General features: G+C 70.6%; 7 protein-coding genes and 1 pseudogene. 7 read left to right on the plus strand and 1 reads right to left on the minus strand.

Annotation, left to right across the window (positions count from 1 at the left end):
* Positions 1–766: 766 nt before the first annotated feature.
* Positions 767–1,477: a TetR/AcrR family transcriptional regulator C-terminal domain-containing protein gene (locus ACWGIC_RS18975; RefSeq protein ID WP_452077246.1), complete on the minus strand. Its 711-nt coding sequence runs from the start codon at positions 1,475–1,477 to the stop codon at positions 767–769.
* 70 nt (positions 1,478–1,547) lie between these two features.
* Between ACWGIC_RS18975 and ACWGIC_RS18980 the strand changes: the two genes are divergently transcribed.
* The 7 genes and pseudogenes from ACWGIC_RS18980 to ACWGIC_RS19010 all read left to right on the plus strand — a co-directional run bounded on the left by ACWGIC_RS18980 (position 1,548) and on the right by ACWGIC_RS19010 (position 16,545).
* Positions 1,548–1,967 carry a hypothetical protein gene (locus ACWGIC_RS18980; RefSeq protein WP_452077247.1) on the plus strand — a complete coding sequence of 140 codons (420 nt, stop codon included), beginning with the start codon at positions 1,548–1,550 and terminating at the stop codon, positions 1,965–1,967.
* Between the two features lie 96 nt (positions 1,968–2,063).
* Entirely contained in the window at positions 2,064–2,294 is a 231-nt protein-coding gene (locus ACWGIC_RS18985) for a hypothetical protein (protein WP_452077248.1), read from the plus strand.
* A complete protein-coding gene (locus ACWGIC_RS18990) occupies positions 2,291–3,058 on the plus strand; it encodes an ABC transporter ATP-binding protein (protein WP_452077249.1) in 768 nt (255 codons plus the stop codon). Before ACWGIC_RS18985 ends, ACWGIC_RS18990 begins: the two co-directional genes overlap by 4 nt.
* On the plus strand, positions 3,055–5,610 hold the full coding sequence (locus tag ACWGIC_RS18995) for an ABC transporter permease (RefSeq protein ID WP_452077250.1): 2,556 nt from the start codon (positions 3,055–3,057) through the stop codon (positions 5,608–5,610). The genes ACWGIC_RS18990 and ACWGIC_RS18995 overlap by 4 nt, the downstream gene beginning before the upstream one ends.
* 99 nt (positions 5,611–5,709) lie before the next feature.
* Entirely contained in the window at positions 5,710–6,588 is an 879-nt protein-coding gene (locus tag ACWGIC_RS19000) for a nucleotide disphospho-sugar-binding domain-containing protein (RefSeq protein ID WP_452077251.1), read from the plus strand.
* A 217-nt stretch (positions 6,589–6,805) separates the two neighbouring features.
* A pseudogene (locus ACWGIC_RS19005) lies at positions 6,806–11,812 on the plus strand (type I polyketide synthase); the annotation flags it as partial.
* Between the two features lie 11 nt (positions 11,813–11,823).
* Positions 11,824–16,545, plus strand: a complete 4,722-nt coding sequence (locus ACWGIC_RS19010; protein ID WP_452077252.1) for a type I polyketide synthase — start codon at positions 11,824–11,826, stop codon at positions 16,543–16,545.
* The last annotated feature ends 128 nt before the right edge of the window (positions 16,546–16,673 follow it).

Consider the following 16,673-nt stretch of genomic DNA (forward strand, 5'->3'; position numbering starts at 1 on the left):
GGCACCCCGAAGCCGTGTGTGAGCACGGGTGGAGGGTGCTTGTCAAGGCGGGAAAGATGCCTTGACAAGCACCCTCCTCCCGCATTTTTGGCTTCGTATCGGGGTGCAGGGCGGGGGCTGGCTGCCTGGGTTTCGCGGGGTGGGGTGGCGGCGGTTGTGGGGGTGGGGGTGTGTGCGGGTGTTCAACTCGCCGACACAACCGAGTCCCACGCGGACCTGCCTGACCAACCGGGGATGGGGGATTCGCCGCGTGTCGCGGCGAACCGGCCTACAGGCCCAATCGGGACCGCGGGCCTTGCCGCGTGCCGCGGTGAACCGGCCTACCTGCCCAATCGGGGCCACGGGCTTCGCCGCGTGCCGCGGCAAACCGGCTCACCCCCCAACTGGGACCGCGGGCTTCACCGTGCGCTGCGGCGAACCGGACCACTCGTCGAACCGGGGCCCCGGACCCGGCCGCGAACGGCCGCGAACGGCCGCGAACCGCCGCGAACCAGCCTACCCACTAGACCGGGCCGTGGACCCCGCATCGAACCGGCCCACCCAACCCCCCCGCCGACTGCCGCCAACCCACTCTCCACCCGCGAACCCCAATGTGGCATTGGGTGCATCTGACGCACCGAATGCCACATTGGGTGCGTGGGACGCACCGAATGCCACATTGGGTGCATCGCGGCGGTGGGTCGTGAGGGGAACCCTGGGGGAATCAGGGGCTGTGAAGGTTCCCCTCACGGCAGCGAAGTCCGTGAAGAGAACCCTCACGAACCGGTCAGGGGAGCAGCGCGGCGATCCCGTCCAAGACTCGCTCCAGGGCGAAGTCCTCAGGAGCGGCGGCAGGAAACTCCCGAGCCTCCGCCAATTCAGCCAAATGCGGATAGTCGCCCTCAGCCAATCGCGGTTGCAGGAACGCCCGCACATCAGCCACGTATTCGGTGGATTCCGGCGAATCCGGGTCGGCGACTGTCCGGCGACGGTCTGCGGTGGCGCGGACCACGGCGGAGACCAGCTCGGCGCACGACAGGGCGTCCACTGTGGACAAACCAGCCTCGGTGAAGACGGCCAGAAGCTGTTCGGTCCAGCGGAGGCGGTGCGGGGTAAGGCCTTCGCGAACGTCCAGCAGCCACGGGCGGGAGGCGTAGCGTTTTGTGGCTGCGTCGGCCCAGGTGCGCACAGCGGAGCGCCAGTCCGGGCCGACGGGGGCGGGCGGGGGCGGGCCGAAGCCGGCCTCGGCCAGGAGGATCAGCAGTTCGTCTTTCGAGCCTATGTAGCGGTACAGCGCGTTGGTCGTCAGCCCGAGTGCGGACGCGATGTTCGGCAGCGACGCGGCTGTCAGTCCTTCGGTGTCGGCCAGCTCGACGGCGGCCGCGACCACCGCCTCGACGGTGTGCGACGGCTTCGGTCCGCGGCGGGGGCGCGGGCCGCCCAGCCAGGCCGGGGACAGGCCCGGCGGCAGGGTGCGGGGATCGGGCTCGATCGGCATCTTTCGCTCCGGTACGTCTTTCAGTAAACTGTGCAAGTCTTACACTGATCTGGTCTGGGGGCGAGCCAACGTGAGCGAGACCAACCGGTTCGGGTTCGGGAAGGTCACCGAACTGGACCGGAAGCTGGCGGCGACCGAGGTCGAGCACGCCCGCTCCGAAGGTGCTTGCGACGGGCAGGAAGCCGCCCGCAGGCTGGCCCGGATCCGGCTCGCCGGGTCGCACGCGGCGCTGCGGGCCGCGGTCGAGGGGCGCACCTCGGTTTCGCCGCCGCCGTTGCTGGAGGCCGCGCCGAGGCTCGCGTTCGGGCTGTTCGTGCTGGTCGCGGCGGTCAACACGCTGATCTGGTTCGGGATCGGGGTCATCGGCGGGCAGTGGGATCCGCTGTGGCTGGTCTGGGTGCTGCTCGGCGGCGGAGTGCTGGTCGCGGGGGTGTGGAGCGTCCGGGACTTCGACCGGCGAGCCCGTGCTTCGGCGGGCAGGGCCTCCTGAGCAAGCCCGGGGTTCCCCGATCACCTGGGGTCCGCTAAACTGTTCAAGCCTTACACAATTAATCCCGACTCCGTCGAAGCCGTATTGGGGGGCCTCATGTCGGAGAGCACCGAGAAGACCCGCTCCGGGAGCGGACTCGCTCGCCGCATCGTCACGATCGCCTGGGGCGTCATCACGGGCGTCCAGTTCGTGATCTGGCTGCTGATGAGCCTCATCAGCATGTCGTTCAAATCGCCCTTCTGGCTGTGGACGCTGGGCGGCGGCGCGATCGTGCTCGCGGTGTGGTGGTCGCTCGAGCGCCGCGGTTCCGGGAACGGATCGGAGTGAACGACGTGCCCACCACCACTTCCGTGGCGACACCGGTCCAACTGGACGCGGTGCACAAGACTTACGGCCGCGGCGAAAGCGCCGTCGAGGCGCTGGCTGGCGTGTCCGTCGCCTTCCCGGCGGGCACCTTCACCGCGGTGATGGGCCCGTCCGGTTCGGGCAAGAGCACGTTGCTGCACTGCGCGGCCGGGCTGGACACGCCCACCTCGGGGAAGGTCACGCTCGTCGGGACCGACCTCAAGGGCAAGAACGAAACGCAGCTCACCGAACTGCGCCGCGAGCACGTCGCGTTCATTTTCCAGTCGTTCAACCTGATGCCGGCGCTGAACGTGGAACAGAACGTCACGCTGCCCACGCTGCTGGCCGGCCGTGCGCCGGACAAGGCGTGGGTGGACCAGGTGATCGCGCGCGTCGGGCTGTCCCAGCGCGTGAAGCACCGGCCTGGCGAACTGTCCGGCGGACAGCAGCAGCGCGTCGCGATCGCCCGCGCGCTCGCCGCTCGCCCGGCGGTGGTGTTCGCCGATGAGCCCACTGGCGCGCTTGACACCACCACGGCGCTCGAGGTGCTCGGCCTGATGCGCGAGCTGGTCAGCGCGGGCCAGACCATCGTGATGGTCACCCACGACCCGGTCGCGGCGTCCCACGCGGACAACGTGCTGTTCCTGGTCGACGGCCGGATCGTCACGCAGATGGCCACGCCCAGTGTCGACGCGGTCGCGAGCACGCTGGCGCACCTCGGCGAGCAAGCGCGGGGGCAACGGTGAGTTCGCGGCGAGTGGTGCTCGCGCTCGCGCTGTCGAGCCTCCGGTACCGCGCGGCGGCGTCGCTCGCGTCGTTCGTGGCCATCCTCGTCGGGTGCGGCCTGCTGATCGCGTGCGCCGGGCTGTTCGAGACGGCGATCGTGCTGAAGGCGGTGCCGCAGCGGTTGTCCGCGGCTCCGGTCGTGGTCGGCGGATCCGCCGCGTTCAAGCTGCCGGACGAGGAATCCCAGGTCGTCCCGTACGCAGAGCGTGCGGTGCTGCCGGAGGACCAGGTCGCGAAGATCTCCGCGGTGCAGGGCGTCGGGCAGGCGGTTCCGGACCTCTCGTTCGCGGCGGTGCTGCTGCACGACGGCGCGCCCGCCGAACCGGGCGCGTCTGTCCTTTCCGGACACGGCTGGGATTCGGCTTCGCTGGGCGGATACAAGCTCACCGAGGGCGCGGCTCCGAACACGCCGGGACAGGTCGTGCTCGACGCGGCCACCGCGTCCGCGGCCGGGGTGCACGCGGGAGCGGCCGTCGACTTGGCGGTGAACGGGCAGCGGCAGTCGTTCCAGGTTTCCGGGGTCGCGCAGCCGTCGCAGACTGTGCGCGCGCCCGCGTTCTTCTTCTCCGTCGCGGACGCTCAGCGGTTCAACCCGCATCCCGGCACGGTCGGGCTCGTCGGCGTTTTTCCAGCCGACGGGGTTGACGCGGCAGACCTGGCCGGAAAGATCTCAGAGCAGGTTCCTTCGCTCACCGTGCTGACCGGAGACGACCGCGGTTCGGCCGAATTCCTCGGAGTGAGCGGAAGCCAGCTGCCGCTGATCCTGCTCGCCGCAGTATTCGGCGGAATGGTCCTGGTCGTGATGGCGCTGGTGGTCTCCGCGACGATCAGCCTCACCGTCCGGCAGCGGCAGCAGGAACTCGCGCTGCTGCGGGCGACCGGGGCGACGCCGAAACAGGTGCACCGCATGGTCGTCATGGAGACGATGGCGGTCGGCGCGATCGCGGCGGTGTGCGGGGCGTTCCTGGGCAGCCTGCTCGGGAACTGGATCTTCAGCACCAGCGGCTCGCTCGGCATCGTGCCGGACGAACTCGCCTTCACCCAGGACATCATCGCGTTCGCGGCGGGAATCGTCGCCACGCTCGCGATCACCTTCGGGGCCGCGTGGTTCGCCGCGCTGGCCGCCGCGCGCGCACGGCCCATCCAGGCGCTGGCCGAAGCGGCGATCCCGGGCGTCAAGGTGAACGCGATGCGCCGCATGGGCGCGTTGATCTGCGGCGCGGCCACCGTGCTGCTCGCCGCGACCACGATCTTCATGCCCGCCGACACCGCGGCGGCGATCGGCGGTCCGGCGGTGCTCACCGGCGCGATCGGTGTCGCACTGCTCGGCCCGGAGATCATCGCCTGGGTGGTGGACCGGTTCGGTCCGTTCGTGCGCCGGGTCGCCGGTCGCGACGCCACGCTCGCGGTCATCAACACCCGGGCGCGGGCCGTCGCGTTCGCTGCCGTGCTCACGCCGATCACGCTCGCCAGCGCGGTCGCGCTCGGCAACGTGTATTCCGAGACGACCGCGCAAAAGGCGCAGATCGCCGCGTACGCCGGGCAGTTGAAGGCGGACGCGGTGGTCACCTCGACCGCGGGCGGTTTCTCGCCGGACCAGCTGGCGCAGATCCGCAGCACGCCAGGGGTTTCGACGTCGTCGCCGCTCGTCACCAGCTCCGGCTGGGTCGAAGAGCCCTATGACGGCAACGGAAGCGACCCCTTGCGGCTGCTGGGCGTCGCCGCGCAGGACCAAGGCGGCACGGTGCTCGCCACCGAGGTCACCGAAGGCTCGCTCACCGCACTGCGCGGGAATTCCGTGGCGCTGCCCGCGTCGGTCGCCGACAAACTCGAGGTCAAGGTCGGAGCCAAGATCAAGATGCGGCTGGGCGACGGGGCGCAGGTCCCGGTGACTGTGGTCGCGCTGCTGGACAGCCCGTCCAGCTACGCGAGCATGGTGCTGCCCGCCGAACTCCTGGCCGCGCACACCACCAGCGGCCTGGCGTCGCAGGTGCTCGTGCAGGGAGGCGACGCCAGCGCGATCGTGTCGGCGCTGTCCGACCGGGCGAAGGACTGGCCCGGCGTGACGGTCGGCGACGACAGTGCGCTCGCCGCGAGTTTCCAGGCGAGTGCCGACGTCGAGGCGCTGATCAACTACCTGCTGGCCGTGCTCGCCATCGCGTACGCCGCGATCGCAGCGGTGAACACGCTCGCGGTGGCCGTGCTGGCCCGCCGCCGGGAGTTCGGCGCGCAACGGCTCGCCGGCGCGGACCGCGGGCAGATCCGGCGGATGCTGTTCGTGGAAGGCGGGATCGTGGCGGTGACCGGGCTGGTGCTCGGCATCGTGATCTCGCTCTTCACCGTGGTGCCGATGGCGCTGACCACCGGCGAGATCATCCCGTCGGGGCCGATCTGGGTGTTCCTCGGCGTCGTGCTCGCGATCTTCCTGATCGTGTGGCCGGCGACCGCGCTCTCGGCCCGCCTGGCGATGCGCCACAACGCCATCGAAGCGGTGAAAATGCCCGGCCAGTAGCGGTTTCTAGGGGTACGCCGGGCCGGCCCGGGGTGGATAGTCTCGTAACGACTGTCCACACCGGGCCGGCCCGGTTTCTGTCGTATCTGGAGTGATCCCATGCGTGTACTCCTGGCCGCGCCGTCGTCAACGGCCCGTCTGCACACCCTGGTGCCCCTCGCGTGGGCGCTGCGGACCGCCGGGCACGACGTGAAAATCGCCGGACGGCCAGCGTTCGTCGAGGACATCCTCCGCACCGGCTGCGTCGCGGTCGAGCTGGAGGACGGCGACAGCGCGCTGACCGAATCCGCCGCGCTGACCGAGTTCGCGCAACTGTGGCGGCCCTCGGTGGTGGTGTCAAACGCCCCTGCCGGAATCACCGCCGCCCGTGCGGTTGACGCCAAGGCGGTACGGGTTCTTGGGCCGCAGGACGAACCCGACGCCACGGCGGACCACACGATCGACGTCGTGCCGCCTTCGTTGCGGGACAACGGCTCTTCAGGGCAGTCATTGCGGCATGTCCCGTACTTCGGTCCGATCGAGGTGCCGACTTGGTTGCGCCGCAAAGCCCGCCGCGCTCGCATTCTCCTGTCGCTGACCGACCCGGCTTGGTATGAGCCGGTCTTCCGTGCGGTGTCCGATGTAGACGCTGAAATCGTCTGCGCGGCAGACCTGCCTGCTGGGCTTTCCTTGCCACAGAAGATAAAGCTTGTCGACGCCGTGCCACCGGCTGCTGTGCTGCCGACCTGTGCGGCGGTGGTGCACGACGGTGACGAGGCTCTGGCGCTCGCTGCGGTGGCGTATGGACTGCCACAGCTGACGTTGACCGAGTCCGCTTTCGGCACTCGCGTCACCGCAGTGGGTGCCGGTATTTCCGGTGCGCCGGAAGGGATTTCCCGGCTGACCGACGAAACGCTTCGCGCCGGTGCGGACGCGTTGCGTGCGGAGGTGGCCGCGTTGCCGGCCCCTCGCGCGGTCGCCGCCGCGCTGGCCAGCTGAATGTGGGGCCGCTAGGGGTGGGGGCACGCCAGCGCCGTCGGTAGCGTTCCCGACGTGGCACTTTCCACCCTTTTCGCGGTTAGGCGGGGCGATTGGCGTGAGTAGCGACATCCAGTCCGGGGGCGAGAACGAGCGCAAACTGCTCGCCTACCTCAAACGCGCGACGACCGATCTTCGCGAAGCGAAGCGGGCACTGCAGGAAACGCGCGAGCGCGACGGCGAGCCGATCGCGATCGTCGGCATGGCCTGCCGGTACCCGGGCGGCGTCGCGTCGCCCGAGGACCTGTGGAACCTCGTCGCCACCGGAACCGACGCGATCGGCGGGTTCCCGGAGGACCGCGGCTGGCCGCTGGACACGCTGTACGACCCCGCCGGCGAACGACCCGGCACCACGAACACGCGCGAGGCCGGATTCCTGTACGACGCGGCGGAATTCGACCCGGAGTTCTTCGGCATCTCGCCGCGCGAGGCGCTCGCGATGGACGCGCAGCAGCGGATCCTGCTGGAAACCTCGTGGACCGCGCTGGAACGGGCCGGGATCGTGCCGGAGACGTTGCGGGGCAGCGAAACCGGCGTGTTCACCGGCGTGATGTACCACGACTACGCCGGACACGCGGCCGCTGGCAGCGTCGTCTCGGGCCGGGTCGCTTACGCGCTCGGACTCGAGGGACCGGCAGTGAGCGTGGATACCGCGTGCTCGTCGTCGCTCGTCGCGCTCCACTGGGCAGCGCAGGCACTTCGCCGCGGGGACTGCTCGCTGGCGCTGGTCGGCGGTGTGACGGTGATGGCCACCCCCGAAACTTTCGTGTACTTCTCCGAGCAGCGCGGGCTTTCCGACGACGGCCGCTGCAAGGCGTTCGCCGCTGCGGCCGACGGCACGGGCTGGGGCGAGGGCGCGGGTGTCCTTGTAGTCGAACGGCTTTCCGAAGCCCGTCGCAACGGGCACCCGGTGTTGGCCGTGATTCGCGGCTCCGCGGTGAACTCCGATGGCGCGTCCAGCGGTCTGACTGTCCCTAATGGACCCGCGCAGCAGCGGGTGATCCGCCAGGCACTGGAATCGGCCGGACTGACCACTGCCGACGTCGACCTCGTCGAGGGCCACGGCACCGGTACGAAGCTCGGCGACCCGATCGAGGCGCAGGCATTGCTGGCGACGTATGGCCAGGACCGCACCGAGCCGCTGTGGCTGGGCTCGCTCAAGTCGAACATCGGCCACACCCAGGCCGCGGCCGGGGTCGGTGGCGTGATCAAGGTCGTGGAAGCGATCCGGCACGGCGTGCTGCCGAAGACGCTGCACGTCGACGCGCCCTCGCCGCACGTGGACTGGTCCGCTGGCGATGTCGAGCTGCTTACCGAGGCCCGCCCGTGGCCGGAGACCGGACGCGCCCGTCGCGCCGCGGTGTCGTCGTTCGGGATCAGCGGCACCAACGCGCACGTGATTGTCGAGCAGGCTGAGCCGGTCGAGGACGCCGCTGCACCGGTGGAAGCGCCGGTGCTCGCGTGGCCGGTGTCTGCGGACAGCGCGGACACCCTCGATGCTCAGCTGAACCAGCTCTCGGACCTCGAAGGCTCACCGAGCGACATCGGTTTCTCCTTGGCCACCACCAGGTCCATGCTTGACCACCGCGCGGTGCTCGTCGGTGCCACGCGTGAGGTGGTTCGTGGTCGCCGCACCAACGGCCGTACGGCGTTCCTCTTCACCGGCCAGGGTGCCCAGCGCGCTGGGATGGGCACGGAATTGGCCGCGAAGTACCCGGTGTTCGCCGAGGCTTTCGACGCTGTGTGCGCCGAACTTGACCCGCACCTGGACCGTCCACTGAAGACAGTTCTTGACGACGCCGCCGAGCTGGAGCGCACTGGTTTCACCCAGCCCGCGTTGTTCGCGGTCGAGGTGGCGCTGTTCCGGTTGCTGGAGTCGTGGGGGATCAAGCCGGACTTCCTGCTCGGCCACTCGATCGGCGAACTCGCCGCCGCGCACGTCGCCGGGATTCTTTCGCTTCCGGACGCGGCCGCGTTGGTCGGCGCGCGGGCGCGGCTGATGCAGGCGCTCCCGGCTGGCGGTTCGATGGTGGCTCTGCAGGCGACCGAGGAAGAGGTCACGCCGCAGCTGAACGACCAGGTCAGCATCGCCGCGATCAACGGCCCGGACTCCGTCGTGCTTTCCGGCACTGAGGAAGCCGTCGCCGCTGTGGTGGCGCAGTTCGAGGGACGGAAGTCCTCGAAGCTCAAGGTGTCGCACGCGTTCCACTCGCCGCTGATGGAACCGATGCTCGCCGAATTCGCCGTCGTGGCGGAAAAACTCACCTACGCGAAGCCACAGCTCCCGATCGTCTCCACAGTCGGCACCGGCGAGGATCTGTCCACTCCGGACTACTGGGTCCGCCAAGTCCGCGCTGCAGTCCGGTTCCACGCCGGGGTCCAGACACTGGTGGACGAAGGCGTCCGAACGTTTGTCGAGATTGGACCGTCCGCGGTGCTCACCGCCGCCGCGCAGAACGGGTTCGACGACGACACCCTCGCGTTCGTCCCGGCCCAGCGCAAGGACAAGGACGAAGCGGTCGCAGTCGTCACCGCGTTCGCGACCCTGCACGCACGCGGAGTCCCGGTCGACTGGACAGCCTTCTACCCGGGCGCGCGCCGCGTCGAGCTGCCGACCTACGCCTTCCGCCGGACCCGCTACTGGCTCCCCGCCGACACGACCAGCGGCGACGCGACCCAGCACGGCCAGCGGCCCGCCGGGCACCCGATGCTGAGTTCCGTCGTCCACCTGCCGGAAACCGACTCCGTGGTACTCACCGGGCGTCTGTCGACCAACACGGTCGGCTGGGTCGCCGACCACGTCGTCCTCGGCACGGCCCTGGTGCCCGGAACGGCGTTTGTCGAACTGGCGCACCGTGCCGCCGACGAGGCCGGATGCGCCCACATCGAGGAACTCACCCTCGAAGCGCCGCTCACCCTCACCGAAAGCGCGTCGATCCAGGTCTCCGTCGAGGCTCCGGACGAGAACGGCCGTCGCTCGGTCACTGTCCACTCGCGACCGGACAGCGCCGAAGCCTGGACTCGGCACGCGAGCGGTTTCGTTGCCCCGAAGGCGGAATCGCCGTCGTTCGACCTCACCGAATGGCCGCCCGCCGGTGCCACGAAGGTCGAGCTGGACGACCCGTACACAACCCTCGCCGCGCTCGGTTACGACTACGGCCCGGCTTTCCAGGGCCTGCAAGCGATGTGGCGAGACGGCGATGTCGTCTACGCGGAAGTCACGCTTCCCGACACTGCCGAAGCCCGCGACTACGGCGTCCACCCCGCCCTGCTCGACGCCGCGATGCACGCGCAACTCATCGGCCCGGCCCCGGAAGACGGTGCCGCACCGATGCTGCCGTTCTCGTTCAGCGGCACCACGGTGCACTCGCCGGGCGCGTCGTCGCTGCGAGTCCGCGTCGCCCCGGCAGGCACCGACGCGATCACCCTGCAGATCGCCGACGCCACTGGCGGCCCGGTGCTCACCGTCGACGCACTCGCTGCGCGGGCGCTCAAGCTGGCCCCGGCGAAAGACGCGCTGTACCGCACCAGCTGGGAGCCGGTCTCCGGCATCGGCGAACAGCACGACTTCCGGATTCTCGAAGTGTCCACTCCGGAGCGTCGAGTGCCGGAAGCGGCGCGCGCAGTCGCGGCGAAGGTGCTCGCGGCGATCCAGGAAACGCTCGACGGCGAAGGTCGCCTGGCCGTGGTCACGCGCGGTGCGGTGTCCGTGCACGGCGAGGACGTCGATCCGGCGCTGGCCCCGGCCTGGGGTCTGGTCCGTGCCGCCGCGGCGGAGAACCCTGGCCGGTTCGCGCTGGTCGACGGCGATCCCGAGGCGGCTTTGGCCACCGGCGAGCCGGAAACCGCGGTCCGCAAGGGCCAGGTCTTCGCCCCGCGTTTCACCACCGTCGCCACCGAACCGACCGAGCTGAACTGGGACAAGGTACTGGTCACCGGCGGTACCGGCGGACTCGGCGCGGTCGTCGCCCGGCACCTCGTGACGAAACACGGCGTGCGGAACCTCGTGCTGACCAGCCGTCGCGGAGCAAACGCGCCCGGTGCGGCCGAGCTGCGCGACGAGCTGACCGCACTCGGCGCGACCGTCGCGGTCGAAAGCTGCGACGTCACCGAAGCGGAGTCGGTGCGGAAGCTCCTCGCCACGGTCGGTCCGCTCTCTGCGGTCATCCACGCGGCGGGCGTGCCGTCTGCTGGACGCGTCGAAACGCTGACCGAGGAAGAGACCTCCCGCGTCTTCGCGCCGAAGGTCGACGGTGCCTGGAACTTGCACGAGCTGACGAGCGACCTCGACGCGTTCGTCCTGTTCTCGTCGGCCGCCAGCACAGTCCTCGCGGCCGGGCAAGCCGGATACGCCGCCGCCAACGCCTTCCTCGACGAACTGGCCGAACACCGTCGCGCACAAGGACTTCCGGCGACCTCGCTGTGCTGGGGCGCGTGGTCCGAAGACGGCGGCATGGCGGGCGAACTGTCCGAAGCGGACTTCCGCCGGCTCCGTCGCCTGGGCACGCCGCCGATGGCGACCGGCGAAGCACTCGCCCTCTTGGACGCCTGCCTCGCCTCGGCCGAACCCGTGCTGGCCCCGGTCCGCCTGGACCAGGCCGCGCTGCGCGCCCGGGCCGACGACCTGCCGCCAGTCCTCCGCAAGATGGTGCGCCGTCCCGCCAAAAAGGCTCCGGCCGCCGCACCCCGGTTGGCGACCGTGCCCGAGGCCGAACGCGAGGAATACCTGTTGGGCCTGGTGTCGGAGCAGGTCGCGGCGATTCTCGGCTTCGCGAACGCCGCCGCGGTCGAACCGGAGCGCGCCTTCCAGGAGATGGGGTTCGACTCGCTCACCTCGGTCGAGCTGCGCAACCAGCTCGGCGCGCGGACCGGGCTCAAGCTCACCGCGACCATCGTGTTCGACCATCCGACCCCGGCCGCGCTGGCCCGGCGGCTGCACGCCCTCCTCGGCGCCGGCCGGGGCCCGGCCGAACCGCTGCTGACCGAGATCGACCGCCTGGAAACCCTCCTCGGCGGTGCGGCCGGAACGCTGAACGGGTCGACCGCGAAGGTCGCTGCCCGGCTGGACGCGCTGGTGCGCAAGTGGGCCGACGCGCACGCCGGCGCCGAAACCGAAGCCGATCTGGACGAGGCCACTGACGACGAGCTGTTTGCCGTGCTGGACGACGAATTGGGCATCTCATGAACGGGCAGACCATGAGCAACGAGGACAAGCTCCGCGACTATCTGAAGCGTGCGACGGCCGATCTGAAGCAGGCCCGCCGCCGGCTGCACGAGCTGGAGGCCCGCGACACCGAGCCGATCGCGATCATCGGCATGAGCTGCCGTTACCCCGGGGGCGTGCGGACGCCGGACGACCTGTGGGACCTCGTCGATGAGGGCCGCGACGCGATCGGGGAGTTCCCGGCCGACCGCGGCTGGGACATCGAGGGCGTCTACGACCCGGTGCCCGAGCGGCCCGGCAAGACCTACACGCGGCACGGCGGTTTCCTTTACCAGGCGGCGGATTTCGACGCCGAGTTCTTCGGCATCAGCCCGCGGGACGCCCGCCGCGCCGACCCGCAGCAGCGGATCCTGCTCGAAGCCTCCTGGGAGGCGTTCGAACGCGCCGGGCTCGACCCGCACGGGCTCAAGGGCAGCTCGACCGGCGTCTACGCCGGCGTGATGTATCACGACTACAGCGGTGGCAGCCCAGACGGCAGCCTGGTGTCCGGCCAGGTCTCCTACACCCTCGGCCTCGAAGGACCGTCGGTGTCGGTGGACACCGCGTGCTCGTCTTCGCTGGTCGCACTGCACATGGCCGCGCAAGGGCTGCGTCGCGGCGACTGCACGCTCGCGCTGGCGAGCGGCGTCGCGGTGATGGGCACGCCGGAGATGTTCGTGGACTTCTGCAGCCGTCGCGGTCTCGCGGCGGACGGCCGGAGCAAGTCGTTCTCCGACGACGCGGACGGCACTTCGTGGGCCGAAGGCGTCGGCGTGCTGGTTCTGGAGCGGCTTTCCGACGCGCAGCGCAACGGGCACCGCGTGCTCGCGCTGCTGCGCGGTTCAGCGGTCAACCAGGACGGGGCCAGCAACGGTTTCTCCGCTCCCAACGGTCCTTCGCAGGTCCGCGTGATCGAGGCCGCGCTCGCGGACGCTGGGTTGTCGGTGTCCGATGTGGACGCTGTCGAGGCGCACGGCACCGGAACTGCGCTGGGCGACCCGATCGAAGCGCAGTCGCTGCTGGAAACCTACGGCCAGCGCAGCAGCGGCGCACCGTTGCTGCTCGGGTCGATCAAGTCGAACATGGGACACCCGCAGGCCGCAGCCGGTGTCGCGGGCGTGATCAAGATGGTGCAGGCGCTGCAGCACGCTCGGCTGCCGAAGACGCTGCACGTCGGGACGCCGTCGAAGCACGTCGACTGGACGTCCGGCGCGGTCGAACTGCTCACCGAACCGCAGGCTTGGCCCGAGGTGAATCGGCCGCGGCGGGCGGCGGTGTCGTCGTTCGGTGTCAGCGGGACGAACGCGCACGTGATCCTGGAGCAAGCCCCGGCCGCGGAGGTCGTCGAGGCCGCTCCGGCTCCCGTCTACCCGTTGGCGCTGTCGGCGAAGACGCCTGCCGCGCTGGCCGAGTCCGCCGCTCAACTGGCGCAAGTGGACAGTGACCTCGCCGATGTCGTGCACACTCTCGTCGCCGGTCGCGCGCCGCTGGACCACCGCGCGGTGGTCGTCGCGCAGGACCGCAAGCAGGCCGAGGAAGCGTTGCGCGCGTTGGCTTCCGGCGCCTCCCGCCCGGACGTGATCACCGGAACCGCGGACGTGCGCGGTCGAACCGTCTTCGTCTTCCCTGGCCAGGGTTCACAGTGGACTGGCATGGCGCTCGACCTCATCGAGCAGTCGCCCGCTTTCGCCGCCCGGATGTCCGAATGCGACACCGCGCTGCGGAAGTTCACCGACTGGTCGGTCATCGCCGTTCTACGCGGCGAGCCGGGCACCCCGCCCGCTGACCGGGTCGATGTGGTGCAGCCGATGCTGTGGGCGGTGATGGTGTCGCTCGCCGCGCTGTGGCGTGCGCACGGTGTCGAGCCGGACATGGTGATCGGCCACTCGCAGGGCGAGATCGCTGCGGCGACCGTCTCGGGGGCACTGTCGCTTGAGGACGGTGCGCTGGTGGTTGCTCTGCGAAGCAAGGCAATTGGCGATGTCCTCGGCGGACGCGGCGGCGGCATGCTCGCGGCGGGCCTCCCGGCGACCGAACTGGAAGAGCGGCTTAGCGCTTGGGACGGCCGGATTTCGGTCGCGGCCGACAACGGCGCAACCTCGGCGGTGCTGTCCGGGGACACCGAAGCCCTCGAAGAGCTGCGCGACCAGCTGGTCGCCGAAGGCTTCCGCGCGAAGCTGGTCCCGGTGGACTACGCGTCGCATTCGGCGCACGTCGAGCACCTTTCAGACCGGTTGCTCGCCGACCTCGGCCCGATCACCCCTCGTCGCGGCGACGTCGCGATGACCTCCACGGTCACTCTCGACGCGGTGGAAGAGTCCACTGTGGATGCCACGTACTGGTTCGCGAACCTGCGCCGCACGGTCCGGTTCGCGCCGGTCGTCGCCCAGCTCGCCGAAGCCGGCTACACGCGGTTCATCGAGATCAGCCCGCATCCGGTGCTGGCCATGAGCATTCAGGAAACCCTGGACGAGACCGGGCACGCTGGCTCGGTTGTCGGCACCCTGCGCCGCGACGAGGGCGACCTGACCCGGTTCGCCACCTCGATGGCCGAGTACTCGGTTCGCGGCGGTTCGGTCGATTGGCTCTCGCTGGTCCCCGGCGGCCGGATTGTCGATCTGCCGACCTATCCCTTCCAGCACAAGCGTTTCTGGCTCGAAGCGGAAGCCGCGGCCGCGGAAGCGGCTGTCCCCGTCGCTGACCAGGAGTTCTGGCAGGACGTGACCGGCGGCGACGTCGACGCGCTCGCCGCCCGGCTCGGCGTCGGGACCGCCCCGCTCGCCGAGGTCGTCCCGGCGCTGGCCGCCTGGCACAGCCGCCGCACCGAACTGTCCACGGTGGACTCCTGGCGCTACCGCGTGTCGTGGTCCCCGCTGTCCGGCGTGACCGGCGGACTCGCCGGCAGCTGGCTGATCGTCGTCCCCGCCGGGGTTTCGGAAGCAGCCGACCTCGCGGACGCCTTGGCCGAACAGGGCGACGTCGTCCGCCTGGTCGCCGCCGACTACACCCGCACGGCGCTGGCCGAACTGCTCGGCGAGGCAACCGCGGTCCGTCCGTTCGACGGCGTCCTCTCGCTGCTCGCCTTCGACGAGAACCCGGCGCTCACCACGATCGCCCTGCTGCAAGCGTTGCGGGACAACGAGATCGACGCTCCGGCGTGGGTCGTCACCCGGGGCGCGGTCGCAGTCGACGCGTTCTCCGACGCCGACCCCGAGGCCGCTTCGGTGTGGGGCCTCGGCACCGTGGTCGCCCTGGACCAGCCTGGCAGCTGGGGCGGTCTCGTGGACGTCACCGAAGCAACTGACGCCGCCAAGCTCGCCGCGATCGTGTCCGGCATCAACGACGAGGACCAGGTCGCGATCCGGCCGTCGGGAGTGTTCGCCAAGCGGATGGTGCACGCACCGCTCGGCCCGGACGCAGCGGAACCGTGGCAGCCGCGCGGCACCGTGCTCATCACCGGCGGCACCGGCGCGGTCGGCGGCCACGTCGCGCGCTGGCTCGCCGGACGAGGGGCAGAACACCTGGTGCTGACTAGCCGTCGCGGCCTCGAAGCCGAAGGCGCGCGCGAGCTGGTGGAAGAGCTGTCCGGCACCCGCGTCACCGTCGTGGCCTGCGACGTCGCCGACGAGACGGCGCTGTCCAAGGTGCTCGCCGAGCACCCGCCGACCGCGGTGGTGCATGCCGCCGGGGTGCTGACCCGCGAACCCGCGCTGGTCGACGTCACCCCGGAGGAGTTCACCGCGGCAATCCGGGCGAAGGTCACCGGTGCCGCGCTGCTCGACCGGCTCCTCGGCGACACCGAACTCGACGCGTTCGTCCTGATGTCCTCCGGTGCCGCCGTGTGGGGCACTTCCGGCCAGCCCGCCTACGCCGCCGGAAACGCCTACCTCGACGCGCTGGCGCGACGCCGCCGTGCGGCCGGACGTACCGCGACCGCGGTGGCCTGGGGCTCCTGGGGCGGTGGCGGCATGGTCGACGCGGACGCGAGCGATCTGTTGCGCCGCATGGGATTGGCCGAGATGGACCCGAGGCTGGCGGTCGAAGCGCTCGGTCAGGCACTCGACCACGACGAGTCGCAACTGGTCGTCGCGGACATCGACTGGGCCGCGTTCGCGCCGGTCTACCAGCTCGCCCGGCCCCGCCCGCTGCTGCGCGGCATCCCCGAGGCCGCGGCCGACCAGGCCGAAGCGGAACCGGCGGGCGCGGGAGATCTCGCGACCCGGCTGGCCTCGCTGAGCCCCGCCGAACAGCGCCGGACCGTACTCGACCTGGTGCGCGGCGAGGTCGCCGCGGTCGCCGGGTACGACGACGGCGGCGGCGCGATCGAGCCCGCGCGGGCGTTCAAGGAACTCGGCTTCGACTCGGTGACCGCGGTCGACCTGCGCAACCGGCTCGGCGCCGGCACCGGGCTGAAGCTGCCCGCGACGGTCGCGTTCGACCACGTCAACCCGCAGGCGCTGGCCGAGCACCTGTGGAGCCAGCTGTGCGCGGGAGAGACGGAGGTCCCGCTCGAGGCCGGTCTCGACCGGCTCGAAGCGGCGGCCGCCGCGCTCGACGCCGCAGAGATCGACCGGTCCCGCATCCTGCCCCGGCTGCAGGCGGTCGTCGCCGCGCTGCACCAGACGCTGTCCGGCGGCCAATCCGGCTCCGAAGCGCTCGAAGCGGCCACCACCGACGAACTGTTCGCCCTCATCGACGACGAGCTCGGCGCCTGACCCCCGTTGTGGGGGGGGGGGGCCGAACCGGGAAAAAAATAACGAAAAGCGCCCCAACACGGGAAACCCCAAAAACCGCACCAGAGTATAGCGAAATTATGAGAATGCCCGGCCGCCCGAAACAACCA

It is taken from the genome of Amycolatopsis sp. NPDC054798 (assembly GCF_053611505.1).

What these genes read in the sequence shown, in the direction of transcription:
- ACWGIC_RS18985 (WP_452077248.1), top strand. Translation starts at nt 2,064, where the DNA reads ATGTCGGAGAGCACCGAGAAGACCCGCTCCGGGAGCGGACTCGCTCGC.
- ACWGIC_RS19000 (WP_452077251.1), top strand. Translation starts at nt 5,710, where the DNA reads ATGCGTGTACTCCTGGCCGCGCCGTCGTCAACGGCCCGTCTGCACACC.
- ACWGIC_RS19010 (WP_452077252.1), top strand. Translation starts at nt 11,824, where the DNA reads ATGAGCAACGAGGACAAGCTCCGCGACTATCTGAAGCGTGCGACGGCC.
- ACWGIC_RS18975 (WP_452077246.1), bottom strand. Translation starts at nt 1,477, where the DNA reads ATGCCGATCGAGCCCGATCCCCGCACCCTGCCGCCGGGCCTGTCCCCG.